At 36.6% G+C, this 26,945-nt stretch carries 31 protein-coding genes; 28 read left to right on the top strand and 3 right to left on the bottom strand.

From position 1 onward, the window contains the following. Positions 1-2: 2 nt before the first annotated feature. Both tnpB and tnpA read right to left on the bottom strand, forming a co-directional pair. Entirely contained in the window at positions 3-347 is a 345-nt protein-coding gene (gene tnpB, locus AC6I5B_RS14280; protein ID WP_119636218.1) for an IS66 family insertion sequence element accessory protein TnpB, read from the bottom strand. Then, positions 341-754, bottom strand: a complete 414-nt coding sequence (tnpA, locus tag AC6I5B_RS14275) for an IS66 family insertion sequence element accessory protein TnpA (protein WP_172590409.1) — start codon at positions 752-754, stop codon at positions 341-343. The genes tnpB and tnpA overlap by 7 nt, the downstream gene beginning before the upstream one ends. A gap of 361 nt (positions 755-1,115) precedes the next feature. Between tnpA and AC6I5B_RS14270 the strand changes: the two genes are divergently transcribed. The 15 genes from AC6I5B_RS14270 to AC6I5B_RS14200 all read left to right on the top strand — a co-directional run bounded on the left by AC6I5B_RS14270 (position 1,116) and on the right by AC6I5B_RS14200 (position 9,880). Beyond that, a complete protein-coding gene (locus AC6I5B_RS14270) occupies positions 1,116-1,250 on the top strand; it encodes a helix-turn-helix domain-containing protein (protein WP_497773425.1) in 135 nt (44 codons plus the stop codon). Between the two features lie 219 nt (positions 1,251-1,469). After that, positions 1,470-1,814: a LytR/AlgR family response regulator transcription factor gene (locus tag AC6I5B_RS14265; RefSeq protein ID WP_497773424.1), complete on the top strand. Its 345-nt coding sequence runs from the start codon at positions 1,470-1,472 to the stop codon at positions 1,812-1,814. Beyond that, positions 1,807-2,196, top strand: a complete 390-nt coding sequence (locus tag AC6I5B_RS14260; protein WP_497773423.1) for a LytR/AlgR family response regulator transcription factor — start codon at positions 1,807-1,809, stop codon at positions 2,194-2,196. Before AC6I5B_RS14265 ends, AC6I5B_RS14260 begins: the two co-directional genes overlap by 8 nt. A gap of 312 nt (positions 2,197-2,508) precedes the next feature. Beyond that, the gene (locus tag AC6I5B_RS14255; protein ID WP_497773422.1) at positions 2,509-3,474 is read left to right on the top strand and encodes an ATP-binding protein; all 966 of its coding nucleotides are present in this window, start codon (positions 2,509-2,511) and stop codon (positions 3,472-3,474) included. 252 nt (positions 3,475-3,726) lie between these two features. Further along, positions 3,727-4,314 (top strand): accessory gene regulator B family protein, encoded by a 588-nt coding sequence (locus AC6I5B_RS14250; RefSeq protein ID WP_225084278.1) that lies wholly within the window; start codon positions 3,727-3,729, stop codon positions 4,312-4,314. Beyond that, positions 4,280-4,699 (top strand): hypothetical protein, encoded by a 420-nt coding sequence (locus tag AC6I5B_RS14245; protein ID WP_225084277.1) that lies wholly within the window; start codon positions 4,280-4,282, stop codon positions 4,697-4,699. The genes AC6I5B_RS14250 and AC6I5B_RS14245 overlap by 35 nt, the downstream gene beginning before the upstream one ends. A gap of 853 nt (positions 4,700-5,552) precedes the next feature. Beyond that, positions 5,553-5,690, top strand: a complete 138-nt coding sequence (locus tag AC6I5B_RS14240; RefSeq protein ID WP_159431680.1) for a hypothetical protein — start codon at positions 5,553-5,555, stop codon at positions 5,688-5,690. Between the two features lie 6 nt (positions 5,691-5,696). Beyond that, on the top strand, positions 5,697-6,245 hold the full coding sequence (locus AC6I5B_RS14235) for a hypothetical protein (protein ID WP_225084276.1): 549 nt from the start codon (positions 5,697-5,699) through the stop codon (positions 6,243-6,245). A gap of 39 nt (positions 6,246-6,284) precedes the next feature. After that, positions 6,285-7,232 carry a ParM/StbA family protein gene (locus AC6I5B_RS14230; RefSeq protein WP_497773421.1) on the top strand — a complete coding sequence of 316 codons (948 nt, stop codon included), beginning with the start codon at positions 6,285-6,287 and terminating at the stop codon, positions 7,230-7,232. Between the two features lie 11 nt (positions 7,233-7,243). Beyond that, positions 7,244-7,597, top strand: coding sequence for a hypothetical protein (locus AC6I5B_RS14225; protein ID WP_225084274.1), 354 nt, complete (start codon positions 7,244-7,246; stop codon positions 7,595-7,597). A gap of 13 nt (positions 7,598-7,610) precedes the next feature. Beyond that, positions 7,611-8,012 (top strand): hypothetical protein, encoded by a 402-nt coding sequence (locus tag AC6I5B_RS14220; RefSeq protein ID WP_270601442.1) that lies wholly within the window; start codon positions 7,611-7,613, stop codon positions 8,010-8,012. Positions 8,013-8,196: 184 nt separating this feature from the next. Further along, positions 8,197-8,640, top strand: a complete 444-nt coding sequence (locus AC6I5B_RS14215) for a sigma-70 RNA polymerase sigma factor region 4 domain-containing protein (RefSeq protein ID WP_118146540.1) — start codon at positions 8,197-8,199, stop codon at positions 8,638-8,640. Continuing rightward, positions 8,621-8,848 (top strand): helix-turn-helix domain-containing protein, encoded by a 228-nt coding sequence (locus AC6I5B_RS14210; RefSeq protein ID WP_021739072.1) that lies wholly within the window; start codon positions 8,621-8,623, stop codon positions 8,846-8,848. Before AC6I5B_RS14215 ends, AC6I5B_RS14210 begins: the two co-directional genes overlap by 20 nt. A gap of 192 nt (positions 8,849-9,040) precedes the next feature. After that, positions 9,041-9,274 (top strand): hypothetical protein, encoded by a 234-nt coding sequence (locus tag AC6I5B_RS14205; RefSeq protein WP_118233467.1) that lies wholly within the window; start codon positions 9,041-9,043, stop codon positions 9,272-9,274. 75 nt (positions 9,275-9,349) lie between these two features. Beyond that, entirely contained in the window at positions 9,350-9,880 is a 531-nt protein-coding gene (locus AC6I5B_RS14200) for a hypothetical protein (RefSeq protein ID WP_156558137.1), read from the top strand. Positions 9,881-10,148: 268 nt separating this feature from the next. Here AC6I5B_RS14200 and AC6I5B_RS14195 read toward each other — a convergent pair whose 3' ends face one another. Next, positions 10,149-10,595, bottom strand: coding sequence for a hypothetical protein (locus tag AC6I5B_RS14195; RefSeq protein WP_021739075.1), 447 nt, complete (start codon positions 10,593-10,595; stop codon positions 10,149-10,151). Between the two features lie 371 nt (positions 10,596-10,966). Here AC6I5B_RS14195 and AC6I5B_RS14190 point away from each other — a divergent pair, with 371 nt between their 5' ends. From AC6I5B_RS14190 to AC6I5B_RS14130, 13 genes are all read left to right on the top strand, one after another. Beyond that, complete coding sequence (locus tag AC6I5B_RS14190; protein ID WP_021739076.1) at positions 10,967-11,368, top strand: hypothetical protein; 402 nt, start codon at positions 10,967-10,969, stop codon at positions 11,366-11,368. Positions 11,369-11,419: 51 nt separating this feature from the next. Further along, positions 11,420-13,357, top strand: a complete 1,938-nt coding sequence (locus AC6I5B_RS14185) for a hypothetical protein (RefSeq protein ID WP_118146408.1) — start codon at positions 11,420-11,422, stop codon at positions 13,355-13,357. Positions 13,358-13,368: 11 nt separating this feature from the next. Continuing rightward, a complete protein-coding gene (locus AC6I5B_RS14180; RefSeq protein WP_118146410.1) occupies positions 13,369-15,501 on the top strand; it encodes a transglycosylase SLT domain-containing protein in 2,133 nt (710 codons plus the stop codon). A 7-nt stretch (positions 15,502-15,508) separates the two neighbouring features. Beyond that, positions 15,509-16,255, top strand: coding sequence for a hypothetical protein (locus AC6I5B_RS14175; protein ID WP_225084272.1), 747 nt, complete (start codon positions 15,509-15,511; stop codon positions 16,253-16,255). Positions 16,256-16,265: 10 nt separating this feature from the next. Beyond that, positions 16,266-16,754 (top strand): hypothetical protein, encoded by a 489-nt coding sequence (locus tag AC6I5B_RS14170; RefSeq protein ID WP_021739080.1) that lies wholly within the window; start codon positions 16,266-16,268, stop codon positions 16,752-16,754. Beyond that, positions 16,729-19,395: a TraG/VirB4 family ATPase gene (locus tag AC6I5B_RS14165; protein ID WP_243272288.1), complete on the top strand. Its 2,667-nt coding sequence runs from the start codon at positions 16,729-16,731 to the stop codon at positions 19,393-19,395. Before AC6I5B_RS14170 ends, AC6I5B_RS14165 begins: the two co-directional genes overlap by 26 nt. 108 nt (positions 19,396-19,503) lie before the next feature. Then, a complete protein-coding gene (locus tag AC6I5B_RS14160) occupies positions 19,504-20,052 on the top strand; it encodes a DUF5697 family protein (RefSeq protein WP_118688292.1) in 549 nt (182 codons plus the stop codon). Positions 20,053-20,086: 34 nt separating this feature from the next. Continuing rightward, the gene (locus AC6I5B_RS14155) at positions 20,087-20,755 is read left to right on the top strand and encodes a DUF6100 family protein (protein WP_497773420.1); all 669 of its coding nucleotides are present in this window, start codon (positions 20,087-20,089) and stop codon (positions 20,753-20,755) included. A gap of 121 nt (positions 20,756-20,876) precedes the next feature. Further along, positions 20,877-21,974, top strand: coding sequence for a hypothetical protein (locus AC6I5B_RS14150; protein ID WP_118146412.1), 1,098 nt, complete (start codon positions 20,877-20,879; stop codon positions 21,972-21,974). 45 nt (positions 21,975-22,019) lie between these two features. Then, the gene (locus AC6I5B_RS14145) at positions 22,020-22,997 is read left to right on the top strand and encodes a DUF6017 domain-containing protein (RefSeq protein ID WP_118146414.1); all 978 of its coding nucleotides are present in this window, start codon (positions 22,020-22,022) and stop codon (positions 22,995-22,997) included. Between the two features lie 100 nt (positions 22,998-23,097). Then, complete coding sequence (locus AC6I5B_RS14140) at positions 23,098-24,276, top strand: type IV secretory system conjugative DNA transfer family protein (RefSeq protein WP_497773419.1); 1,179 nt, start codon at positions 23,098-23,100, stop codon at positions 24,274-24,276. 757 nt (positions 24,277-25,033) lie between these two features. Further along, complete coding sequence (locus tag AC6I5B_RS14135) at positions 25,034-25,759, top strand: reverse transcriptase domain-containing protein (RefSeq protein ID WP_201885414.1); 726 nt, start codon at positions 25,034-25,036, stop codon at positions 25,757-25,759. Next, positions 25,756-26,943, top strand: coding sequence for an RNA-dependent RNA polymerase family protein (locus AC6I5B_RS14130; RefSeq protein ID WP_243097876.1), 1,188 nt, complete (start codon positions 25,756-25,758; stop codon positions 26,941-26,943). Before AC6I5B_RS14135 ends, AC6I5B_RS14130 begins: the two co-directional genes overlap by 4 nt. Positions 26,944-26,945 lie beyond the last annotated feature (2 nt).

The following is a 26,945-nucleotide window of genomic DNA, read 5'->3' as shown; positions in this document are numbered from 1 at the left end:
AATCATTCCGTAGGTTTGAATGCTTTTGGTTGTTCGATTTCAAGACCGGACATGAGCCAGTCGAATTGCTGCCAGGTCAGTTGCTTTACTTCCAACTGATTTCTGGGCCAGCGGAATCTGCCCTGGACTTCCATACGTTTATACAGCAACACAAATCCGTCAGATTCCCAAAGCAAAGCTTTGATCCTGTCACAACGTTTTCCACAGAAAAGATACAGGGCGCTTCGCCTTGGATCCATATGGAGTTGATTCTCTACAATAGCACACAGCCCGTCAATGGATTTCCGCATATCCGTTCTGCCTGTTACGATATAGATTTCATCGGCGGCTGTGATATCCCCTAACATTCCAACTCCTTCACAATGCGAAGCGTTTGAGCCAGAAGCTGAGGATCTGTTCCATTTGGTATTGTTAGATGCAAACTTCCTACAGACAGCTTCATTGGCTCTGCTACGGAAAGGTTATTTTTTTCCGTAGCTACCGGAATCACATTTAATGGCTGTTCATATGGGAGCGGGTCAGTATCATGAAAATCCACTCTGACAACTTCCTGGCTTTCCGGTGCACGATAGCTGCGTCCGGTTGACGCTGGCAAATCCACACAACCTTTCTGACGCAGCCTTTTTACCCAGTTGTAAAAAGTTCCCGGTTTAATGTCATGTTCCACACACCATTGATGATCTGTCAACCCACTTTGACGGCATTCCATGATGAGACGGTATTGTTCTTCGGTAGGTATTCTTTTGCTTCTCATGAGCACACCTCCATAAATCGGATAGAGTAAAATGCTCGCATCTATCATTTCTAGCAAGAGAAGATGAAGTGAAATGCTTGCATTTTCTATTGATTATTATGGAATGATTTTTAGGGCAACACAATCCGTCGAATTATTTTGCGCTTACATCTTATATATGATGAAATAATGAAAGTAGATAGTAAATTTATGTGGTTACATGACTAAAAAAGTGTATTGTGCGATGCCTGAAATATGGTATCGCATATTTTAGTTATACATATTTACTTGAAATAAGAGTTGTAGATACTCCTTATACGAGTAATCATAAATATAATACTGGTTAAAATAATATTACTAAATGTGTATAGGAGATAATATTATGAAGAATCGGTTAAAAGATATGAGACTAAAAAGAGGAATATCACAGAAAATATTAGGTATAGAAATAGGGGTATCTCAACAGAATATTAGTAAATATGAAAATGATATTGCAAGTATTCCTATTGATTTTTAATTGCAATGTCTGAATATTTTAAGGTATCTACAGATTATATTTTGGGACTGAGCGATGAAAGGTATAATTTAAAAATGCAAATGACGTTCAATAAAGAAGTTGATGAATACTATGAAATTATAGAGTTGTATAAAAGGCTTGATACAAAGAATAAAAAATTAGTTTTTCATATTTTAACAAAAATGAATGAACTTATGGCAGATAAGAAAGGATAAGTCTATGATTAAAATAGCAATATGTGATAATGAATATCAAACAGCAGTAGAAATAGAGCAGTGGATCACTACAATTAGCGAGAAAAGATTCATTGAGGCAGATACAGATGTTTTTTCTGACGGAGAAGAGCTTATCCATGAAATAGAACACATCAATAGTTATGATATCATATTTTTAGATATTGAAATGGAAATTATGGATGGAATCAAGACTGCTAAGAAAATCAGGAAGATTGATAAAAATGTTGTGATAATTTATGTGTCAGGATATGAAGCTTATGCTATTGAAACTTTTGAGGTGAATCCATTTAGATTTATAGTTAAACCAGTAAAAAAAAGAAATGTTTGAAAAAATTTATCTTGCAGCAGTAGAAAGGGTAACCTTGGATGATGCCTTTTTCCAATTCAAGTATGGGAAGTCATTTTATAAAGAAAGCCTTGAAGATATAATTTATTTTGAGAGTAATCGCAGAATAATTAATATTATAACGGTACATGGTAATTTCAAATTTTATGGAAAATTAAATGAAGTACAGGAAAGAGTTGCAACGGCCAAAACTACTTTTCTTAGAATTCATCAATCTTATTTGGTTAATTACAAATACATTAATAGACTTTCATATGATTTTGTGGAAATGCGGAATGGTGTACGATTGAGTATAAGCGAAGAAAAACAAAAAATGATTAGTGAACTATATTTTAAGGAATTAGAAAGGAATCATATTTTATAGGGGATGAATACTATATTTGCTTTATTTGTAGCTGTATTTTCTTTAAAAATTACATATGAATATCTAAATATATTTTTTGAAATAAAAAGAAAAAAGTGGATATACTTAATATGGCTAGTGTATTATCTTTGGCAAGGAATCTTATTTTTCAGACTTGATCTCCCAGAGTTTTCAAAGTTGCTAATTACAATTATATTAGTATTTTTTATTGCAGTGTTTTCCTATAATGGTAAAGTTTTTTCTAAAATTGTTTTAGTAATTATGTATAATGTTATATGGATGCTAAGCGAACTTATAATCGGATATATTTATATGTTTTTAGGAAGCAATATAAGTGAAATGATTGGAATAGGATCGCTAATTTCAAAACTTTTTTTGTGGGGGATTATAAATGCAATCAAAATATTTTTGCCACGTCAAAATTTAATTGATATTAAGCAATTTGATATTATGCTAATTATTATTCCAATAGGAAGTATTATTGTTTTAAACAGTATTTTTTCAGTATCGCATTATATCGATAGTGAACAATGGAAATTTGATTCCCTAGTATCTACAGGATTTTTGCTTCTTATTAATGTTATTGCCTTTGATGGGTATAAAAAATCTTGTAAGGAGTGGGAACTAAAACAAAAAAGTATTTTCTATGAAAATCAATTAAAAATATTTAACAATTCGATTTCAGATAAGCAGAAGATGTTTTTAGAGATGCGAAGACTCCGACACGATTTAAAACATCATCTTATATATTTGTTGAAATTGATAGAACATGGTGAGAATAACGAAGCATTATTGTATGTGGAAAAGTTTATTGATGAGTCTATAGGGAAAGAAAAATGCAACTCAGAAAATTTTATTATTGATTCCCTAGTGAACTACAAAAATAAGATTGCTACAAACAATAGTATAGTATTTGATTTTGATATTAAGGTGCCTATTAATCTTCCATTTGAAATGGCAGATATAAGTGTACTTTTAGGAAATGTTTTGGATAATGCGATTGAGTCTTGCTTAAACTGTGAATGTAATAGAAGAAAAATATATCTGAAGATTCGATTTGATGGGGCGAATATGTTTATAAGTTTAGAAAATTCTTTGAATCAAAATAAGATTAAAAAGGTTAATGGTAAATTTGTTACAACAAAAATTAATTCTGCAAATCATGGATTGGGATTATATTCAATAGAAAAGATAGTCGAAAAGTATCATGGATATCTACTATGTGAAAGCAAAGAACAACAATTTTTTCAAAAGATTATATTATATAGTTTAAAATAAAATAGTACACGAATAGCCCTGTTTATTACAAGATGAATAAAGTTTAATATTTTATGGTAATATGAATATAGGAAATATGAACTTATTCAATATTTTTTATTAGGAGGAATTGATTTATGAAAAGAATTAGGAGCTTTTTATTAAATAAAGGAGTATCAAGTTTACTATCTCTATTAGTAATCTGTTGCACCTGTTTTGCAAATACAAGATGTTGTTACATATTTCATGATGAAAAAAAACCGGAAGAATTAAATGAATATAAAAAATATTAGCGAAAAAATCATACGATATATTTCGAAAGAAAAAAAACTATCTTCTAAGCAGGTTTTGCTATATTGCTATACACTTCAGATGTTATTAGAATTAGTATTAAGTACTACAATTACTTTAGTTTTGGCTGCTTGTTGCAATAAAATGCAAATTACAATATACTTTTTGCTATTTTTTGCTTTTCTAAGAATATATGCAGGAGGTATTCATTTGAAGAAATATTGGCAGTGCTGTATATTATCTAATTTAGTTATTTTTATTGGTGTTTTTATTGTAGATAACATGAAATTAAATTATGTTTGGACAATATTTTTTTCTATTATATTGAATCTAACGGCAATAGCGTATGCATTATTAAAAGGAAGTAATAGTGAGAAAAAGTTTTTTTTGAAAAAAATTATCAGAAATGAATTAATAATGACAATTATAAGTGTTATATATATTATACAGAAACAGTACTGGATTTTATATGTTGTATTTTCGGCAAATCTTATGGTTGTGATGGGATGTATTGTAGAAGGGATAAAGGGGATGCGTGATAAAAGAAAAAATAAATGGTCTTATAATTAGTCAAAGTGAGGAGGTATATAGGAAGTTTATAGTTGAATTTGAAAAGTATGAAATCTTGAATAATATTAATTTTATAGAAGCAGAGACATATATAAAAGAAGGAAAATATAATGTGATTATTTTAGATTTTACTAAATTTCATAATTGCAATATTTTTATTAAACTTATAAAACAAATTAATAGAAAAATTCCAATAATAGCAGTTTTAAACACTGATCAAGTAAAATATCAAATAGAGGCAGAGTATTTGTATGTTGATATCATTTTGAAATATCCAATCCAAAGCATTGAATTTCAAAGTTGTATAGAAAAACTAAAGTTGTTGCTATGGTATTCAAATTGGAAAACAAAAAGAAAAGATAGAAATATGTTAAAAGGTGAATAAGAACACATATTTTTCTTTAGATATATGCTTAAAAGTATGTTTAAATTCATATTGTTATATGTACTAAAAGGTTGACACCAAGTGTGTTGATCTTTTAGTACTTTATGCAGACTTAATCAGTTGGGAAAGTATAAATGCTTAATAGTATTTACGGAAAAGCACTGTTATTATTGAGAAAAAACATTTTCTTTTTGGACAGTTGTGATATAAGCGTAAATGATTAGGAATAATAAGAGAAGAAAATCTATTATATTTATTTTCTATGGAATAGGAAATTTGAGTACAAAAGTGAATATTCTGGATGAGATTCCATCGGCTGTCCGGCGATATGGAAATCACTTTTTGGCTTCACTTTTGTGCATACCGAAATATAATTTCTATGAGGATATTAGTAAAGGCTGCTACGCACCGCAGATACGGCAAGGCCTTGACTAATATCCCCATAGAAATGGACAAGTAACCAAGCACAAAAAAGGCGATTTCCGAGTACTGGAACTCCGATTTCCAAATTTCCGGATTTGCGATTTCGAGCCACAAGAATATTCAAAAAGGTATTTCTTTATATAATAAGTATGTTCATGCTTATTGGTGGTGCTTATATGTTAGAAGTGCGAAATAATTTTCCTAAACGAAAAAAGTTATTATATGTCTATTGTAAAAGTGGATTAGAGAAATTTCTAAATCCACTTTTTTTTGCCTTTTTTACAGAAAATCCATGAATTTTTAGTTGGTATATAGTAGGAGCACCTTGATAATTTCATAAAGTAAATTTAATTCTGTCAAGAATAATAGCAGTGATCCATCAATTTCCAGGTGGAAGATTTAAAACATGAGGGACATAAGGAGAATGAAAATGATTAAAATAGCAGTTATCATTTTAGGTATTATAACAATCAGTATGATTGCTTGCATCTTATGTACGTCTGTTATAGCAGGCAAGAGAGCAGATGAAAGTATAGAAAGATATTTTAAGGAACAGAAGAGAGGGTAGAATTATATGAGAAAATCGGGTGTGGTATCAAAAGATGTAAAAGGAAAAGATAATGAAGTTTACCATGATATTATATCGCTATTTAAAATATACAGATCTGTCAATTGGAAAATGCAGATTAAAATCAATCAAGTAAAGCAATGCTTTCATACAGAATATGGCACCGATGTAGATGAATTTTTAGATAGTGTTTACCAGGCAGGAATGGATATCAATCTGGATATGGAAGATATGAGGGAGAGAATCGAATCTATCAATCAGGCGAATAAGTATCTGAAACTGATTGATGAGGCAGTAGAGTTAATGCGGAAATATCACCCACAAGGGGAAAAGTATTATTGGGTACTTTATTATACCTACATGTCTGCTTATAGGGCAGAGAATACAGATGAAATTCTGGATAAATTAGAACCGCATTTTCCACGGATACCAAGAATACACAGAGCCACTTATTTTAGATGGAGGGACAAAGCTTTTGAGGCAGTCAGTAACATCTTGTGGGGATATGAAGCAAAAAATCAGCAAATATTGAAACAGATAAACCAGAATTATTAGGAATAAGTAAAATAGCCAAAATGGCTGGAAAGGAGAAATATGGGATTTGTTATGAGTATAGATACAGGCAATAAAATGATGAAAACCAACCATTTTATTTTTCATTCGGGAATAAAAAGGAAGGAACAAAAAATCCTTCCTGGAGAAGAAGGAATTTTTTTTAAAGGGATCAACTATTTGGAAAGCAATCAGAGGATTTCCTATTTGGAAGATAAAACCATTGATGACAGGTATTATATTTTGACATTACTCGGAGTAGCCAAGGAACTGGAAAAAGAAGGAATAGAAACTGGTATTTATGAAGGGGGAACCATTCCGATCCAGTTATTAGTTGGACTTCCGCCGGGGGATTACGGAAAACAGATCCGAAAATTCCGGGAATATTTTTGGCGGCAAGGAAAAGCCGTTTATTTTTCCTATAAAGGAAAACCATACAGAATACGCTATGAGAGCGTAAATGTATATATGCAGGGATATTCTGCGTACATTTTGGTAGCAAATCAGCTCTATTTACAAGAACAGCCAAAGGTTCTGCTGATAGATATTGGGGGATTTACAGTAGATTATCTGTTAGTCCGGTATGGAGTAGTAGACAGAACAAGAATTGATTCCCTTCCGGAAGGGATTATTATGCTCTATAAAAGAATTATGGTAGGAATAAGGCAGCGCTTTAATCTTTATCTGGAAGAAGCAGATATCGATAATATTCTTTTTAAAAGGAAAACACCGTATTCAGAACTAGTTGTTCGAAGAACGTTTGAAATTGCTGCAGAATATATGAGTGATTTATTAGGTTCTTTTTTAGAATTTGGTATTGATTTCCGAACAACAGTGACTGTTTTTGTGGGAGGTGGAACGGTTCTTTTAAAGGATATTATTGATGAAGTTTGGAAAAGATATCATTCAACATATTATGTTGTTGATGATCCAAGAGCAAATGTAAAAGGCTTTATCAAACAATATATGGCAGAAAAAGCGGGATATTAAGGGGAGGACGTATGGCAAAACAAAATCCGTACAGATTTTCCTTGGGATTTGATGAAGAGGACCCGGATCATCAGGAAGTTGCAAGAATACTAAACCAGTTAGGGCATAGAAAAGCAAAGTTTGTTGTAAAGGCGGTTCTTGCATATCATCAAAACATAGAAGGGAAATTTTCAAAAGAGCAGGCGGTGATAGACAAGAAGCTGGATATACCAAAGAAAAACAGAGTCGTACAATTACAAGATGAATTTCTTCCAACACTGCAAGAGGAGGATATTCTCATGATACAGAAAAATAAAGAATTACTTCAGGAAATGGAGAAAGAGGAATTAGAGGAAAATAAAAGTTCCTATAAAGAAGAACTTTAGAAAGAGAGGAAAAATGCGGAATAGAGTAGAGTATATTTTAGGAGGAATGACAATTTTACAAGGACTGCTTGTGGGGATGGCATGGAATGGAAAGAAATGGGCATTTCTGCTGTTGACATTATTTTTACTTTTGCAGGAAATGGTTCTTATTCTTCTTTTAGTGAGAAAGAGATATCAAAAAAAGTTTTGCCCGAAATGTGGAATTGAGATTATTATTTGGTATCGGATTTGTCCTAATTGTGGACACATATTCAAACCTGGATGTAAAAAAGAAGATTTAACAGAAATGATTGAAGATGCTTTGGACCAAGAGGAAATTGGAGAGTTTGATCAGTTGGAAAATTCGACAGACAGAATGGAGGAAATAGAAGAGTGCATGATTGAAAGATATATACATAATGAAAAAAATATATAAGTTTATTTATGCTGTCTTTTGATGCAAAAACATAATTAGAGTAGTAAAGGAACATTATGCTGTTAGAAGAATTCTAGCAGCTTTTTTGTAATTATTACTTAAAAGCAAGTAATAGTAACATAGAAGTAAAACTCTCCGCCTGGAAACGGATTATAGATTAAAAACAGATTTCAGGAGGAGATTTATGGATAAACAAAAACGAACTACTATAGATGAATTTAGTGCATACCTACAGAGTGCAGTAAGAAATACCACGATTAACTATATGAACGATAAAAGTAAGATTAAAGAGCATGAGATTACTTTAGAAGAGGATTTGGAAAATGTAGAAGGAAGGGGAATAGAATGGAATGAAATGATGGAAGCACACGATATTTTTTTGGGAAAGATTGATCCGGAAAAATTGTTTGCTCAGGTGACAGACAATAAACTTTTACATATACTGAAAAGTTTTTCGGCATTGCATATAAAGGTTCTCTGTCTGCGAATATTGTACGAAAAGACATTTGATGAAATAGGAATGGCTATAGGAATATCTGGAAAAAAGGCTGAAAATACCTATTACAACGTAATTAAAAAAATTCGCAGGGAATTAGGAGAAGGAAAAGATGCAGGAAAGAGAATTTGAAGAATTATTATGGAAAGCACGAAATAAGGATAAAAAAGCAGTATTTGAAATTATAGAAATGTACCGTCCTTTGTTGTTAAAATACGCAAAAAGTAATGGGAAATTTGATGAGGACTTATACCAGGAATTGGTATGTGCAGTTTTAAAAAGTATTATAAAATTTCCTATGAAAACAGAAGAACACAATAATTTGTACATTAAGTATTGATATACACAAGATATTGTGATATGATGATTGTGTAGTTATTTATGATATCAGTATAGACTGACATCACAAAGGTATAGTCCTATTTTAAATAGGAGAAAAATTTAGGATAGGGATATATCCACAAGAAAAAGAATGGCATTGATTGTTATTGGACAGTCAGTGCCTTTTTTATGTTGAAAAGGAGGAACAAGGATGGTAAAAAGCAAGAAAATCAAAAAAATGATATGGACGCATGGCTGGGTGGTATTTCCAGTTATTACGGGTAGACCACTACACTATTACTGGAAAGGTAACAAATTCCAAACAGAAGTAGTTAAAAAAATTATTGCTTTGGATGCAAATCATATTGTAGTAGAAGGAGAAGAAAAGACCTATTATATACAGTTTTTTGTAGATGAAGCAGAAAGTTTAAAAGCAGCAGCGTAGAAAAAGGGCAGGATCAAGAAGGGGATTAAAATTCTTGTTCCTGCTTTTTCAAAAGAATAAGAAGAGGTGAATAGAATGAGTTGGATATGTTTTCATATAGAAAATGAAAGATTATTAAAAGCTGCAGTTTCAGAAGAAATAAGAGTAGAGTGTGATAAACTTTTCAGGCAAAGGGGATACGAAGAAAGAGGAAGATGGATACCGGAGAAAGAAGTAATTTTGTCTTATATTGTAGAAGGGGTATATTATGCTGCAGTCAGGACAACGGACCGATTTGGTAAAAGTTTTGTATACGCAGCAGTTTTGCCACTTTGCATCCAGAAAGGAATGTATTACAATCTGTTATGCAATGAGCAATATGAAGGGGAACTACCGCAGGAATGTCAGTGCCCAATGGAAATTTTATTACTGCTAAGTTCTACGGATTCTGTTCTCGCTCAAAAATGGAGAAATAACTGTTGGAATTATCATAAGAAAGAACATTATCAGGAATATAAAACGAATGTAAGGAAACAATCATCAGGATATAGAAAAAAAGAAAATTATAAAAGGGATTTTAGGAGAAAGATAACAACGCAGTCATGGTATAAAGCGGCAAATGTATAAGTACCTAATAGAAATAGAAGACTAATCAATTTATTAAAAAAGGGGTACACAGAGTCGGAGCAATGAGGAAATGCTCTCGAATTTCTGGTACTCCTTTTTTTGTGTGTTACATTTTGAACTGGAAATGTAATTACCATAATTATACTATTTCATAGTTCAAAATTAGAGTTCACAAATACACTGGATTTTATATTTATTAAATAGTTGATACAATCTAAATGAACCACTCTTTTTCTATGTAAAATTATTGAGATCCTATAAAATTTGTTTATTGTAAGCCAGGTTCATTGCCAGGTTCATCACCACTTATATCTGCACTTGGACACCAGACAAGTGTATATTTATCATCATGACCGGTTGTGTTGCAATTTGTGCATCTCCAATAGGTTGTTGTTTTTACTTGGCAATATCCAGGGTGTGTTTTTCCGTGGATGCGTGTAGTGTCTGGTGTTCCATTGTTGACGATATTGGTGTGATGGCCAGATGAACATCCTCCTGCTTTTAAGTCAGATGAGCTTGGCTGATATTCAAATGTTACTAATCCAGCCTGTGTAATTGTGCCGTCTGGATTTTTCTCATTAATAATTTTTTGATTTGTAATCACTTCGTTGCATTCATTCTCTTTGGCAGTGTCGGTGTCACTAGCATAAACTGAAAAAGGAATTACACCTAAAGCTGTGACTGTTAATAATAATGTGAGTATTTTTTTCTTCATTATGATACCTCCTAAATAGTTTATTTTAGATTTCAGTATTAAAATATCACAGGTTTGTAAAAACTAGATTCTTTATTCTATTAAAATATTGTTAAATGGATTTTTTGGAATAGATTTTTCAAAAATGTCATTACGATACTTACTGTGTATATGTTTTTATAAGTGATACAAAAATAAGACTGGTTTCCTATAACATTGCGACCTCTCTGAAATTGACATCGGATTCTTAAAGTTTTACAATGATAACGTAAAGTTTTGTGCATGTGAGTATCTACATGGAGGGCCGCAAAACTGAATAATCAGGGAAAAAAGCAATCAGAAATGGTTGCTTTTTTTGTTGCCCTGAAATAAAGAGGAAGGGAGGATGATGTTTGTTTCATAAAAAATTACAAGTGCATATCGTAGAGAAATTGAGGAAACCACAGTTTAAAATGAAGACTGCCTGGATTCCTCAATTTATGTTTATGGGATTTTTCATGATTACCATGCTGGCGTGGTTTACACAGCCAGTATATGCTGCGGACATCTTTTCTATGGCAAAAGACGCTATGCAGAAAGTGTATAACGATGTAGTAGGAATTGCTACTGTTGCAGCAGTTGTGTGTTCAGCAGTGTGTTTATTTTTGATGAATTTTTCAAAAAGCGGAAAAACAGTGGATGAGTCAAGAACGTGGCTGAAACGCATTGTCATTTGTTGGGCAGTGTTAATGGTACTTGGAGCGATTGTAAACTACATGGAAGTTCTCGTTCCACAGCAGAACTTTACTGGTTAAAAAACACAATATACCGGAGCCCTCCCGGGAAAAGGAGGTTGATGAAGTTAGTTGGGCTGGTTATTAGAATTATTGATTGAAGGAATCCGGGAAATTTGTTCACAGTTTTTAGTAGACATGATGGACCTCATTACCGGAATGTTCACAGATTTACTATCCTGCAATTTGAGTTTATTTGAAGACTTATTTACAGTAGTAAAAGATTTGTATAAAAATGCTATTCTTCCTATGGGGATTGCAATCCTATTGCTGATTTTAATCTGGCAGTTATTCAAAACCATGTTTGGAAGAGGCGGTGTTGCAGCGGAAGATCCGGTGGAGTTGGTCTGCAGGAGCTTTTTATGTTTATTTATGTTGCTCTTTGCCAGACCAGTAGCAAATTATATTTTGGAAGTGGCTGGTACTCCTTATCAGTGGGTAGCAGGAACAGAAATTGAAGTAAAAAGTTTTTCTGATTTTGTATCTTCTCTGGATCAGGCATCGGCAAGTCTTGGAATTGATGGATTGAGCATTTCCATACTATTACTGATTATGCAGTTTGTCGTTGCATGGAATTACTTTAAAATGCTGTTTATCATTGCAGAACGGTATGTTCTGTTGGGCGTTTTTTCCTATACTGCACCTTTGGCATTTTCGACAGGTGGCTCTAAGGCAACGAATAATGTATTAGCATCCTGGAGCAAGATGTTTGGTGGACAAGTTGTTTTAATCATTATGAATGCGTGGTGTATGAAAATGTTTTTAAGCGGGTATGGAAATTTGACCGCAAGCCACTATGGTTTTACAAAGTTTTTTATTGCAACCTTATGTTTGATTGGATTTTCAAAAGTGTGCTTTAAAATGGATTCTTATATGGCTTCACTTGGAATTAATCTTGGAAGAATGTCGAATGGAATGGGCGCTTTTGGGTTAATGATGGCAGCCAGCAGATTATTCTCATTCGGACATAGCAGTCATAGTACAACTGAGAGTATGGAAAATGGAGAACATACAGGAAATAGTGAAGCAATGGGAACTTCTTCCGGAATGGGAGATGGTGCAGGGCCAATACCAATGAGTACTGGAAATCCTATGGATATGGAAGAAATGGGAGAAGATTACGTATCAGGAAATCCGTTGGAAGAGGGGTATGCGGACAATGCAGATGATGGTAAAACAGCAGACACAGTTTCAGATCAGGAAAATATTCTGGACGAAATGGGAATTACTTCACAGCAAGAAGATATGAAAAATCCAGAAGCTAGTACAGAAAATTATGGACTTGGAGAAGGCGGTGAATTGGTAAAAGGAGAAGAAATTGAACCTACACAGGAACAAGGAAATCTTTCTGACCTGAAGGAAAATTCGGTATCAGAAGTTCCTGCTATGGAAGCAGAAAATACTGGAAGCAGTTATGCAGAAGGTATGTTGGATACAGATAGTATTCCAGTAGAATCTGAAAATGGACAAGAGGTACTGACAGAAGCAGATGGAGCTTTAGATTATCCAAGGGAAGAGGAAACAGCTACATCCGTTGGTATGGATCTGGATGGTGGAACCATTGGTGAAAGTGAAATGGATTTGGAAGGGGTCACAAGCGGCAGTGCTGGAAGGGAATATTCTGCACAGGAAGTTTCAGGCGGAATGGAGACTTCTGGATCTGGCATTTTAAACGAAATTGGAGAAAGTGGTGTTTCGACTTCTAAAGGAGAGTCCGTAATTCCAAAGTTTTCAGAGGAAACAAGGGAACATCCAACAGGTGATTATCTCTCCAGTCAAAATGAGTTTGGACAAGGGGCAGAAAGAAGAATTTCAGATGTTCCGACAACAGGGGAAATGGAAACTAGCGATGTTTTAGGACGAGAGATGCTGATACAAGGACAGAATTTAAGAGAAAGTGTTCTCCCAAACGAGGCAGAAAGAAGTTTGAAACTAGAAGATGGGATTCCAGAAATTCCAAAATCCAGACGTGAATTGCGACAGGGATATGATGAGCGTAAAGACTGGTAGGGAGGTGTAAAATGGCAGAAGAAAGGCATGATACATCACCTCTTGACAATACAGCCAATGCTGCTATCCAGACAGCAAAAACAGCAAAGCAGGCAAAACAGGTTGCAGATGGCATAAAAAATGCAAAAAATGCAGCAAAAGGTGCTCAGGCAGCTTACTCTACGGCAACAGCGGCAGGAGGCAGTGTGGCTGGAAGTACCATTGGAACAGCAATTGCAGGACCTCTTGGAACGGTTGTTGGATTTTTAGTGACAAATAAGACGTTCCAAAAAGTAGTTGCAGCAATTATGGCGGCAATTTTACTGTTCCTATTCATCATTGTGAATTTCATTGGTATTCTGTTTTCCTATCTTGGATTTATGGATGCTAATTCTTTTGCAAATGAAGCGCAGTCAAAAGAACTTGCAGCAATAAGAAGCAGGATTGAACAGGTGCTGGAAGTAGAAGCATACCAAACAGAGCTGCTATCTATTATTTCTCAGGAACATGATATGAAGCTGCAGGAAATACAGGCAGATTATCAGGCAAATTATAGAGAACATAAATTGACAATCGTAGATGAATATGAGACAAGATTAAAAGATAACCTATCTTATTATGTGGGGATTTTACTGATGCAAAAGTGGGACAGCACCACGCGAAAATCTTTTCTCGGATATTCTGGTGGTCTGGACATGAACTTGGATACAGATTTGAGCAGTCCATATGATGCCTTTTTTGAGGAAGCGGCAAATACCTATAATGTACCGGTAGCACTTTTGATTGCAATGGGGAAAGTAGAGTCAAACTTTGATCCTAATGTAGTATCTGGTGCAGGTGCAATTGGCATTATGCAGTTAATGCCTGGAACTGCTGCTTCACTGGGAGTAACAGATCCGTATGATCCTAGACAGAATATCATGGGGGGAGCCAAATACGTTGCAGAGCTTATGGAAATGTTTCAGGGATATGAAAATGCTTTGGAATTGGTTATTGCTGGATATAATGCAGGTCCGCAGGCAGTCATCAATGCCGGATATCAGATTCCACCGTATACAGAAACCCAGAACCATGTAAAAAAGGTAATGGGATATATTCAAATACTGGAACAGCCCAGTGGAACGGGAAGTTCCTCTGATACCGAAGGGAGTCCAGAGGAATTGGAAAAGTCATACCAACTGTTAAAAAATGCGGTGACAGAATATGTGCCGCAATTCTTTTCATGGTCTGTAAGCAATACGGGAGAGCAGTCATCTGTAAAAACAGTCTATTATGTGATAACAGAAGCTGGAAAGACAGAGATTACAAAAGAAACTTATCTGACTTTAAAGGAAAGTGGACAGAATGTGCAGATGGAAGAGCAAGAAGTAGGTGAAAAAACGGTGGAATATACATTGGCTTTACTATTGAGTTCACAGTTATCTCAAAACGGAAACAAGTATGAGTATAAGTATGTACTGGATCAGGGGACATTTGAGTTGGTTTTACGGGTTCTTCAGATTATGCAGGATGGAGTTGATGCGCTAAAGGAAGCAATATTTTCCCTATTTTCATGGACGGATTTTGTGACAGGAGGTGGGGTTGATGATTCATTGATTGGAAATATTGATGTTACCGGAGATAAAATCCGATATGATACGGTTGAAAACTGTGTGAAAGAAGTCACTTATTTTAATCAGACAGAAGAACCGTGGGCAAGCCTTCCTTATGGAACAAGCAATGTTGGTGCTGCCGGGTGCGGACCAACTTCTCTGGCGATTGTAATTTCCACTTTTACTGGCCAGAATGTAACACCGGAAATCACGAAAACTTTTGCAGAGCAAAATGGAGAATATGTACCCAATGTAGGCACCAGTCATTCTTTTGTGAAAAATGCGGCAACTCACTGGGGATTGACTTGTGAACGGGTAGGAAAAGACCGTATGGATTATGTGGTGGAATCCTTAAAAGAAGGAAAACTGGTTGTTGAAATCTGTGAAGCTTATACGATTACCGGAGGAAGTAGTGGACACTTTATTGTACTTACCGGAGTGACCACAGATGGACATATCACGATTGCTGATTGTGCAAGCAGAGAAAGAACTGGAAAACTTTATAGCGTAGAAACCATAAAAAGTTATGGAAGGGATTTGTCGGAAGGAGCTTTTTGGATTATTGGAAAGTAGGAACAAAATGAGTAAAAGAATTGTTTTTGTGCTTATATGTACAATTTTTTGGATGATGTTTTCTGTTCCGGTCATGGCGGCATCTATAGTGGAACTTCCCGTTATCACCAAATGGGAAAATGGAAACGGTTATGATGAAAAAGGAAATCGTCTGGAAGATACATGGGCGTATGATTCTGTCCATGAAGCAGGAAGATATGTCCTGTTTGGGAAGAATGGAGAAGTGTTAAAAAAATCAGAGGATTGGAAAAAGAAAGAGCAAATAAGTGAAAACTTTACAGTGACAAACCAAAATACGGGAATCTTGGCAATACGTGCGGAAGTATATGAGGAATTTTCAGGAACCGTGAAGGGGAGTGTAAAGGAGAAAAGCGGAATAGAATATTTGTTTGAACTGTGTGAAGCCAATCAGTATAGTACAAACTTAGAACTGGCACCTGGAGATTATCACTTATCTGTAGATGCAGTGGAGAAGGAGCGTCTGTATAGAGTACTATATGACGAAGCGAAATTTAGTATGCAAGAAGCAGAAGTAAAAATTGAAAACCTTCAGGTAACAGGGGAATGTATTGGAATGGCAACAGACACAGAAGATATGCGATCATCTGCAAATGCGCCACAGACAGAAAAAATGGAAACCGATGGAGTTTCAGAAGAGCTGTTAAAGACTATAGGAAAACTTATTATTCCTGTAGTGATTATTTCCCTTGGGGGATATCTGTTTGTGCGGAAGAAAAAGCAACCATATACATAGGAGGCAGAAAATGTCAGAACGAGAAAAAGTAGATACATATACCATACCGCCTAATTTTGCGGAATCAGGAAAATGGTTTTCCGGAAGAGTAAGTGCGGGGAATGTAGTTGAAGCGGCAGTGATGTCGCTTATTTTATTAAAAATTTTGCTGCAAGTACCGGTGGATGGCAGAACCAAAATTTATCTGGGAATTATATTTATTCTTCCAGTTGTCATTTTTGCTGTGATAGGTGTGCAGGGAGAACGATTGACAGCCTATTTGTTTCATATTTTATGTTTTTTAAAAAATAGAAGAGTTCTTACAACACCAAGCGGGAGGTATCAGTTGGAGAGAAAACGGCGGATAGAAAGAAGAGAGCATAAACGCCGTAAGAAAGGAGGAGATAATCATCAGTCAGGAAATAAAGGAACTGGAAGAACGGTTAAAAGAGGCAAAAAAGGAAGAAAAACGTCAGCAAAAAGAAAAGAAAATTTTGGAGTCGGAACAAAAGAAAGCTGAAAGGCGGCAGTTATTGGAAGAGGAAAGGATACGAAAACAGCAGAAGAAAGAAGAACATCAACTGCAAAAGCAGCTTAATCAAGCAGAGTATCCGAGAAAACCAGTAAGAGAAAATACGCAGTCAGAGATACGGAGAAAGAAAAAATCAGAAGAGTTAGAAGAAAAACAGGATTTTCTTCCAGTTACATGGGCATCCTCTTATCTTCCGATTGAGAAAATAAAAGATGGGATTATTTATACAGCAGATCACCGGTATGTGAAAATTGTAGAAGTCCTGCCGATTAACTTTCTGCTCCGTTCTCCAAGCGAACAGAGAAACGTTGTATTTTCTTTTTTGAGTTATTTAAAGATTGCACCAGTCAAGCTGCAGTTTAAAGTTATTTCCAAAAAGGCCGATATTTCGGAATATTTGGAAAAAATACAGCAGGAGATTGAGGCAGAAGAAGACGAACAGTGCAGGGTCCTTCAAGAAGATTATGCACGTCTCATCCGTTCTATAGGTACCAAAGAAGCGATTACAAGACGATTCTTTCTGATTTTTGAGTTTCAGTCTTATGATGGGAACCGTAAACCAAAAGAAAAAGAAGTGTACCATTATATGCGGACAACAGTGCAGACTGCAAAAAAATATCTGGCGATATGTGGCAATGTAGTATTAGAACACGAAAACGAGTCCCGCTTTTGTGTAGAATTGTTTTATCAGTTGCTGAATAGAAGGACAAGTGTAACCGTTCCTTTTTCAGAACGGATAAAATTGGTTACCCAGTGGTATCAGGAGGAGAATGGAAAAGAGAGTCTTCCCCATATTCCTGTAACCGAATTATTTGCCCCAAAGACATTGAATTTTAAGCACAGGAACTGTGTGGTATTTGATGGGGTATATCATACCTATTTGTATATTCCTTCTGGAAAATACCGGATGCGAGTTCCGGCAGGCTGGATTTCTCTGATTATCAATGCGGGCGAAGGAATTGATGTTGATGTGTTTTTCTTTAAGCAGGATAAAGGAAAAAGTGTGGAGCGTATTGGACGAAGGATACGTCTGAATCGCTCAAGATTAAAAGAAACTTATGACACCAATAGCGATTTTGATGATCTGTCAGAGTCTATACGTGCCGGTTTTTACCTAAAAAAAGGGCTAAGTGGAAATGAAGAACTATATTACATGTCTATGCTGATTACCATTACCGGTTATACAGAAAAGGAAGTGGAGTGGCGTGCGAGGGAAATGGCAAAACTGTTAAATTCACAGGATATCGGAACTGCAAAATGTACATTCTCTGAAGAAAAGGCATTTTTATCGTCCCTTCCACTTTTGAATCTGGACAAAAACTTATACCAGAAATCAAAACGAAATGTTCTGACTTCCGGTGTTGCAGCGTGTTATCCTTTTGTAAGTTATGAAATGTCAGATCGGGACGGGATATTAATGGGAGTGAATAAAGCCAACAATTCCCTTGTAATCGTTGATATTTTTAACAGTGAAATTTACAAAAATGCGAATATTGCGATTCTGGGAACCAGTGGTGCCGGAAAAACATTTTGCCTGCAGCTTATGGCTTTGAGAATGCGTAGGAAAAATATTCAGGTATTTATTATTGCACCGGAAAAAGGACATGAACTAGCAAGGGCATGTAAAAATATAGGTGGGGCATATTTGAAGATTGCCCCAGGTTCCCAATATGGAATCAATATCATGGAGATACGGCCAAGTGATCAAAGTGCAAGGGTAATTTTAGACGGACAGGCTTCAGAGCGTTCAGAACTTGCTATGAAGATTCAGAGCCTGCATATTTTCTTTACTATTTTAATTCCGGATATTACCCATGAAGAGCGTCAGCTCTTGGATGAGGCGTTTATCATTACATATCAGAAGAAAGGGATTACTCATGATAATGCAAGCTTGTGGAATCAGGAACAACCAGGAAAGTATAAAGAAATGCCAATTTTGGGAGATCTTTATCAGGTGCTTTTGGAAAAAGAAGAAACCAGACGTATGGCAAATATTTTAAACCGGCTGGTAAATGGTTCTTCTTCGAACTTTAATCATCAGACAAATATAGATTCTGATAACAAATATATGATACTGGATATTTCAGAAATGCAGAGCGACTTGGGACTTGCTACCTTTACGGCCTTGGATTTTGTATGGTCAAAAGCAAAAGAAGACCGTACAAAAGAAAAGGCTATTTTTATTGATGAATGTTGGGCACTTTTATCAACAAACGAATTGACGGCAAATTATATTCTTGAAATTTTTAAGACGATACGTGGGTATGGAGGCGCTGCGGTATGTGCCAGTCAGGATTTGGAAGACTTTTTCTCTTTAAAAGGCGGAAAGTATGGAAAAGGTGTCTTAAACAACACAAAGACAAAGATTATTCTGAATCTGGAGCATAAGGAGGCAGAAGTCGTAAAAAAGGAATTGGATTTGTCTGAAGCAGAGATGCTTGCTATTACCCGATTTGAGAGAGGAAATGCACTGATTTCCACTAATAATAACAACTTGTTAGTAGAATTTAAGGCAAGCCGGTTAGAAAAAGATTTGATTACAACAGACCGGAAAGACTTAAAGGAACTTAAGGAACGGTTGGAGAAGTACGGGGAAACAGCCTATGAGAAAGGGGGAATGTCCAAATGATTGTAGAGGTATCGTAACCATAAAATGCGTATAGATTACGCAATCAGAAATTCAGGTTGATAGAATACGTAATTTATACGCAATCCTAAAATGGAAAGGAGAAAAATTTTGGAACATGTAACAAATCAAAAACAGGTAGAACGTCAGATACTGGAACTTGTTAAAACTTATAATGTCTTATATAAAAGGCAGATTTATGCTTTTTTTGCAGTAGATGGAAAAGAGAAATTTGTAGGAAAAGCACTGCACACGTTATTGAAAGAACATTTGATTTATATAAACGAAGTCACAAAAACGGTATCCCAACATGAAGATGCCTATCAGTTGCGGGAAAAAGGCACATTAAAAGCATTCTGGGTTCTTCTTTCTTTGATGGAACAGAAAAAAATCGAACGACATTTCTTGGCAGAAAAGGAAGAGTATCCAATTCGTATTATATTTGTGGGGAATGCGGAAATTTACGATATTCTTTATATATCGGAAGCTGAGATCCAACTGGTAAATCAGTTGTTTTCCAGACAGAAACTGGACGGGTGTGGACATGTTGTTATTGTGGAAAATCCGGAGGAAATCCCACAGATAGAAATCCCAAATGTGATAGGTTTTTGTACGGTGCAGGAAGAAGAAGGAGGGGTGGAATATTATAGGAGGGAATAGCGAAAAAGAAGGAATACAAAGACTAAAAGAACAATTGGACGAGGGACAGAAAACGGCAGGATATGTGGAATCCATGCTTGCAGAAGCACGCAATCTATTACAGGCGTATGCCAGGAAGTGCGTCAATATTCATTTTGAGAACTTGAATGATATGGTGCTGGAAGCCGCAAAGAGCTCTGAAATCCTGACAGAAAAGATGCGGAATCTTGTTCTCCAGATGACACTTGATAAGAGAAAATATGAGCAATACCAATCGGATCTGGTATTGATACATGGGATTGAGATTGCGTATGAAGAGAATATTCTAAGTATTTCCCTTCCAGCACTGATACCGCACCGGAAAACAGAGTATACAAATTACATTTATAAACCGTTGTATACAGCTTTTCAACACTGGTGTATCGAACGGGCGGAACAGAATAAAGAGATACCGGAATACAGAGCATGTACCGTCTGCTTTTCTCATATTTATGATTGTAAACGCCCGATATATAGGGTACGAGATCATGACAATATTGAAGAGAAGTATGTGTTAGATGTGATATCTAATTTCTTCCTGACATCGGATAGTGGATGTTATACAAATGTGTATCACGAAACACGGTTGGAAGATGTGGAACGCACAATGATTTATCTGTTGACACCGGAAAAATTTCCGTTGTGGCTTTACGAAAAACAGCAAAATTTGGTATCGAAAAATTGACAGAGAACACATACTGAAATTTCGATAAGATAATATGACGGGTTTTTCCGTAAATTAAAGCAAAAGGAAGTGGAAAAGGCAGGTGGGAAATACCCAGGTATGAGAAGGATAGGGTACAGAGATGGATAAATGGGAGACATTGGAAAGAAAGGAAAAAAAGGGCGATATACTCCTGAAAATGATTGCAATTTCAGGAGAGATGCCGGCGAATTTGCCGGAGAAAATTGTGGGTTCTAAATCCTATACAGCCAGTCTGATTACCGACTTAAAGAAAAAAGGATATCTTCTTTTACGGTATAGAGAAGGACTGCGTGGATATGTTCTGGGAAAGAAAGGGAAAAATTATCTTTTGCAGGATTATCGTCAAGAGGTTGGAAGTTATCTTATAGGGGCAAGCGAGACAAACCATGTGAAATCAGAACTGGAAAAGCGGTTACGCCTGCACCGCATGAGTCAGATATGGGGGTACTTTTTTATGCATGGGAACCTGATTTTTGCAACAGAGAAGCCTAAGATTTTTACACAGGATTGTTACGGGAAAACATCTTTGGGGACCTATTATGGGAGTCAGGAATTAAAGCAGGGGACGGATCAGGTTAAGGGTTCCAGAGCCTGTGGCCTCTACATGAAAAATGAGGAAGTTTTTGTGGTTTACAACAGTATGGGGAATCTGATGAAATGGTCAAAGAAAATGGAAACAGCTATGCGGTGTTGGGTAGAACGCAATTTGCTGAAGACAGGAATTACATGGCAAGGAAAAGCCATTTTGTTCGGAGACTCCATGAATTTATTGAGAAAGATACTCCTTAGCAGTGGTGGTGTGAAACAGGAGCTGTTCCAGACGGATGATGTGTATGAACAATATTATTTTGTCCCGCAAGACAAGGAGGGGGCTTATCTTCAAATAGAGCTGCTTACAGATAAGGAGAGAAGTCATGCCTTTTCCACTTTTTTAGAGACCATACTAGACGAAGTGGAAAGAAACGAGTTCCCGATTTATGCGGGGCTGAAAAAGGGAATTCCTGTTTATTTTGTATATGAACTGGAACTGAGAAAACTTCAAATGGTCAAACAGGATATGGAAAGACGCGGAAGGGGTATGGCAGTATGCTTTGATTATCAACAGGAACTGCTAAAAGATTATTATGGAGAGGGGGTGGAGATAATGGTACTGGATTGTGAAAAGGTAAAGCAGTATCTGTTGGCTATGGAGGCGTAGGCAGGTATGGTTTCTATGGAAGCACTATAGGAGGTGACGGAGACCATGCAGGATCAATTTCGGACTGGAAGTGTGACTGTGGATAGAATGAGCCGCCTACATATTTCAGGAAATATCATACCGGTTACTTGGTATAAAACCATTCGAAAATCAACAGGAAAGCCCAACTTAAATGCAATCATCATTTTGGCGGATATTGTATATTGGTACCGTCCGACAGAAGTGCGTGATGAAATGACAGGAGAACTTGTAGGATTGAAAAAGAAATTCCATGCAGATCTTTTGCAGCGAAGTTATCAGCAGATTGCAGACCAGTTTGGGATTACGAAAAGAGATGCAACAAATGCGGTAGTAGAACTGGAAAAAATGAAAGTGATCAGACGTGTTTTTCGGACACTTCATGTAAATGGGCAGCAAGTGCCAAATGTATTGTTTTTAGATTTGAACGTGGACATATTGGAAGCCCTTACCTATCCTGATCACGAGCAGGGGTATCACTTAAATGGGGGATACCCCTCCCTGAAAAAGGAGACAGGTATCACGGATACCGGGGGAATGGAGTCTCCATTTTGGGAGAGAGAGGTATCCTATATCGGTGAGACAAATACAGAGAATACAAACAGAAAATTCAGTACAGAGAGTTCCTCTTTGTTTCAAATCGAAAAGGAAGTCAGGGAACAGATTTCTTATGGGGCTTTAAAACATGATAATCCCTATAATATGCAGATTGATGAATTGGTAGGTATCCTGGTAGATGTGAAAACCTGTTCTGCAAAAACGATTCGGGTAAATCGGGAAGACAAGCCAGCTGAGATTGTAAAAGCACAATTTCAAAAAATCGGAATGGAGCATATACAGTTTGTTTTAAATTGTATGGAGAAAAACACAACAAAAGTTACGAATATGCGGGCTATGTTGATCACTGCTCTCTATAATTCTGTAAATACGATTTCCAGTTACTATAGCAGTCTCTATAACTACCACAGATCATACGGTGTATTAGAAAAAGGAGAGGAGGAATAGAACGAAAGAGAAAAAAGAACAGGGAGACAGATGCAAGAAAATCGGTTTTGGTGTTCTGCTTGCCACATTAACTGTCTATTTTGGAGGTTTTTTAGAAAGGTTGTCTCATTCAGTTGTAGTACTAAACCCGTTTGTATGCATTTGGAGAGGCTTTACAACAGCAACAGGACTTCAAAGTTCCGTAGTAGCATTTTTATGTATGCTGCTTTTGGGTATGCTCATTATCTGGAGAGGAAAGGAAAAGGATATTTCAGAAACAGATGAACGGAACTTTGATTATTCGGTAAGGGGAACCTATGGTACAGCCGGATATATGAAGCCGGAGGAACAAAAAGAAATTTTAAACGCAGACCAGAACTTACAAGACGTTCTGGGGATTATTTTTGGAAAGGATTTAGAAAATGGAGAATACGTAAGCCTTCCGATAGATTCCAGACTGAATAGGAATCTAGCAGTCTGTGGCAGCCAGGGAAGTATGAAATCAAGAGCATTTGCAAGAAATATGGCATTGCAGTGCGTGCGTCGTGGAGAGTCCATGTATCTTACCGATCCAAAATCAGAGTTGTATGAAGATTTAGCAGGATATTTGCGGGAAGAGGGATATATTGTAAAACAGTTAAATCTGATAGACCTTGTAAACAGTGATGCCTGGGACTGTCTTGCGGAAATTGATGATGGAAGCCTGATAGATGTGTTTGTTGATGTCGTGATCCGGAACACAACTGATAAATTTGACCATTTTTATGATAACGTAGAAATGGATTTGCTGAAAGCGCTGTGCCTGTATGTATATGAAGAATATCCAGTGGGGAAAAAAACATTTCCAGAAGCATATAAACTGCTGCTGAATAAATCGGTAGAAATGCTAGATGCTATCTTTGAACGTCTGCCGACAACACATCCGGCAAGAGGACCATATCAGCTTTTTTCAAAGGCAGAAAAAGTAAAAGGAAATGCGGTATTGGGACTTGGAACCCGTTTGCAGATTATGCAGAATAAACTGGTACAGCAGATAACCAGTCATGGGGATTTTGACCTGACACTTCCGGGAAAACAAAAGTGTGCTTATTTTTGCATTACATCAGATCAGGATTCTACATATGATGTTTTGGCAACACTGTTTACCTCATTTCTTAGCATCAAATTGGTGAGACTGGCAGATCGAATGGAAGATCGGAAACTTCCGGTTCCCATGTGCTTTATCTTAGATGAATTTCCGAACAGTGTGACACGTTCTACGCCTAAAACGGTGGGAATAACCGACAAAAGCGTAGCCTAAAGTCACAAACAATTAAATAAATGTGGTTTTAGAGAACTGCATAACTGAAATCTCAAATGACGGGGTAACGCCCTGAAGGGGATTCACTAATACTCCGAATAGCGTCAGCCGAATACAGACGGTTGGGGTTATAAGCTCGGGGAAGTCGTGCGAAGCACACCCTAACGCTTAATGGCGAGGAAAGATTCGTAGAGGTACGGGTTGTGTGTGACGGTGCGGGTGGGGTTGCCATATGGTTAGAATGACCAAAAAGGCGGTCTGACAAAGATTCCGAATGTACGGCTCTAAACGAATGGCTTGCAGAAATGCAAGTGTACCAATGGGTACGCAAGCGGGGCAAAGTAAAAGTTGTTAGTATGAAATGCCCTCTGTGTTTACAGGACACAGGTATCTTGAGGGATTCGCTCGAAGATAATGCTTGCAGGGCTAAAGGAACGACCTAAGTGGCAACAATCCTAAGTTATGCGGAACGTGGAAAGCAGCCAATACGGGAGCTGACTGTATCAGCGGAAAAAGTACCGTAGTTGTATCGAAAAGGAAAGGGATTGAAAGAGCCTTTCTATAATAAGTGCATTAGTGGCTGTGAGAGTAGAGGCACAGTACCTGTGAAGCCGTAACAATAAGCGGTGGAGGGATAGCCTCAAGCCGATACTAAGATTTTCTTTCATGCCTATATAGTAATCACCAAAATGGAGATTTTCATAGCTGTCGTGGTGCGACTAAGAAAAAATCATTCTCTGATAAGGAGCTGGTTACTATGGCAAAACGAATTGTAAACAAAGCAGAGCGAAATGCAGAAAGGTATGACGCTAAAGAAACAGGCTACCGATTATTTGAGGACAGCCAGAATGGAAAGACATTTGACAGGCTCATGCCGTTGATTGTGTCAGAGCAGAATATCATACTTGCATATCGAAATATCTGTAAAAATAGTGGGAGCAAAACTCCCGGCACAGATGGGAAAACGATTGTAGCGATACAGTCACTGCCCATCGAATCGGTCATTAAAACCGTCAGAAATAAGTTGAACTATTATCAGCCAAAAAAGGTTAGACGAGTTGAAATCCCGAAAGACAACGGAAAAACCCGCCCATTAGGGATTCCGAGTATTTGGGACAGACTGATACAACAGTGTATCTTACAGATACTGGAGCCGATTTGTGAAGCGAAATTTCATGAGCGGAACAATGGTTTCAGACCATATCGGTCAACTCAGAATGCAATCGCACAATGCTATAAAATGGCACAGTTGCAGAATCTGCACTTTGTAGTAGATGTAGACATTGTTGGCTTCTTTGATAATATCGACCACAGTAAGTTGATTCGGCAGTTGTGGGGAATCGGCATACAGGACAGAAAGCTGATTATGATAATCAAGCAGATGCTGAAAGCGGAAATCCTGTTCAATGACATTATAATCACTCCCGAAACGGGTACACCACAGGGGGGATTCTATCCCCACTTCTTGCAAATGTTGTATTGAATGAACTGGACTGGTGGATTGCCAGTCAGTGGGAAATGTTCAAAATCAAAGAGGGTAAAACAGGTTTAGAGTTTAACAAGACTGATAAAGAGGGAAACGTCCTCACAGTAGACAGAACGCAGAAATGGAATAAGCTGAGAGCAAAAACCGATTTGAAAGAAATGTATATCGTAAGGTATGCAGATGATTTTAAGCTATTCTGTCGGGATTATGCAACGGCGAAAAAGGTAATGTGTGCCACAAAACTCTGGTTGGCAGAAAATCTGCATTTACAGACCAGTGGAGAAAAGTCGGGTATCACAAACTTGCGGAAGAATTACACTACTTTCCTCGGTATCAAATTTAAGGTTGTACCAAAAGGCAGTAAGTGGGTAATACGTTCCCACATGGCAGACAAGAGTAAAGCAAAGGTCATTAAAAAGCTAAGTGACGTTTGGAAAGACATAAAGAATCCGAGCAAACAAAGCGAGATAGACCGAAATATAAGTCTTTATAATGCAATGGTTATGGGAATGCACAACTATTACTGTATGGCAACTATGGTATCAGCAGACTTTGCGGAAATCGCCTTTAAAGTAACGGGAAAAAGTAACGGCATGAATCATAATAACCGCTGTTACCCCATAGAACGTCAAGGCGAGATAACCAGCAAGTTTATTCAGGAAAAGTATGGAAAGTCTAAGCAGTTCCGATGGATAAAGGGAAGAATGATTATCCCTGTTGGATATGTGGCTTATGAATACCCCAAATATAAAAGGCGTGAAGTCAATAAATATGTGAGGAAGTATTCAGACATCGAAAACTGTATCAGCTACGATGTTATGAAATACATGATGGAAAATGCACATCTCTACCCTACGTTGGAGATGGCAGACAACGCTCTTTCGAGATATATCGCACAAAAAGGCAAATGTGCGGTAACGCACAATGCCCTGTCAATATCAGATATGGTATGTGTGCATATCAAACCATGTAAGGGAGAGCGAAACGACACTTACAGGAATTTGATTATCCTGTCAAAAGAGGTGTCAGAACTGGTTGGAGCAACGAATCCTGTAAAAATTGGAAAGTTGCTTAAAGACTTACAGTTGACCGAAGAAATGAAAGATAAAATCAATAAACTCCGAAAACACAGAGAGTTGGAGGAAATACAATTCGAGGACTATATAGGCACTAAAAAGTAATC

The organism is Faecalimonas nexilis, from assembly GCF_059731825.1.
The sequence above is the reverse complement of the archived record's forward strand: the minus strand, read 5'-3'. Positions and strand labels throughout refer to the sequence as shown.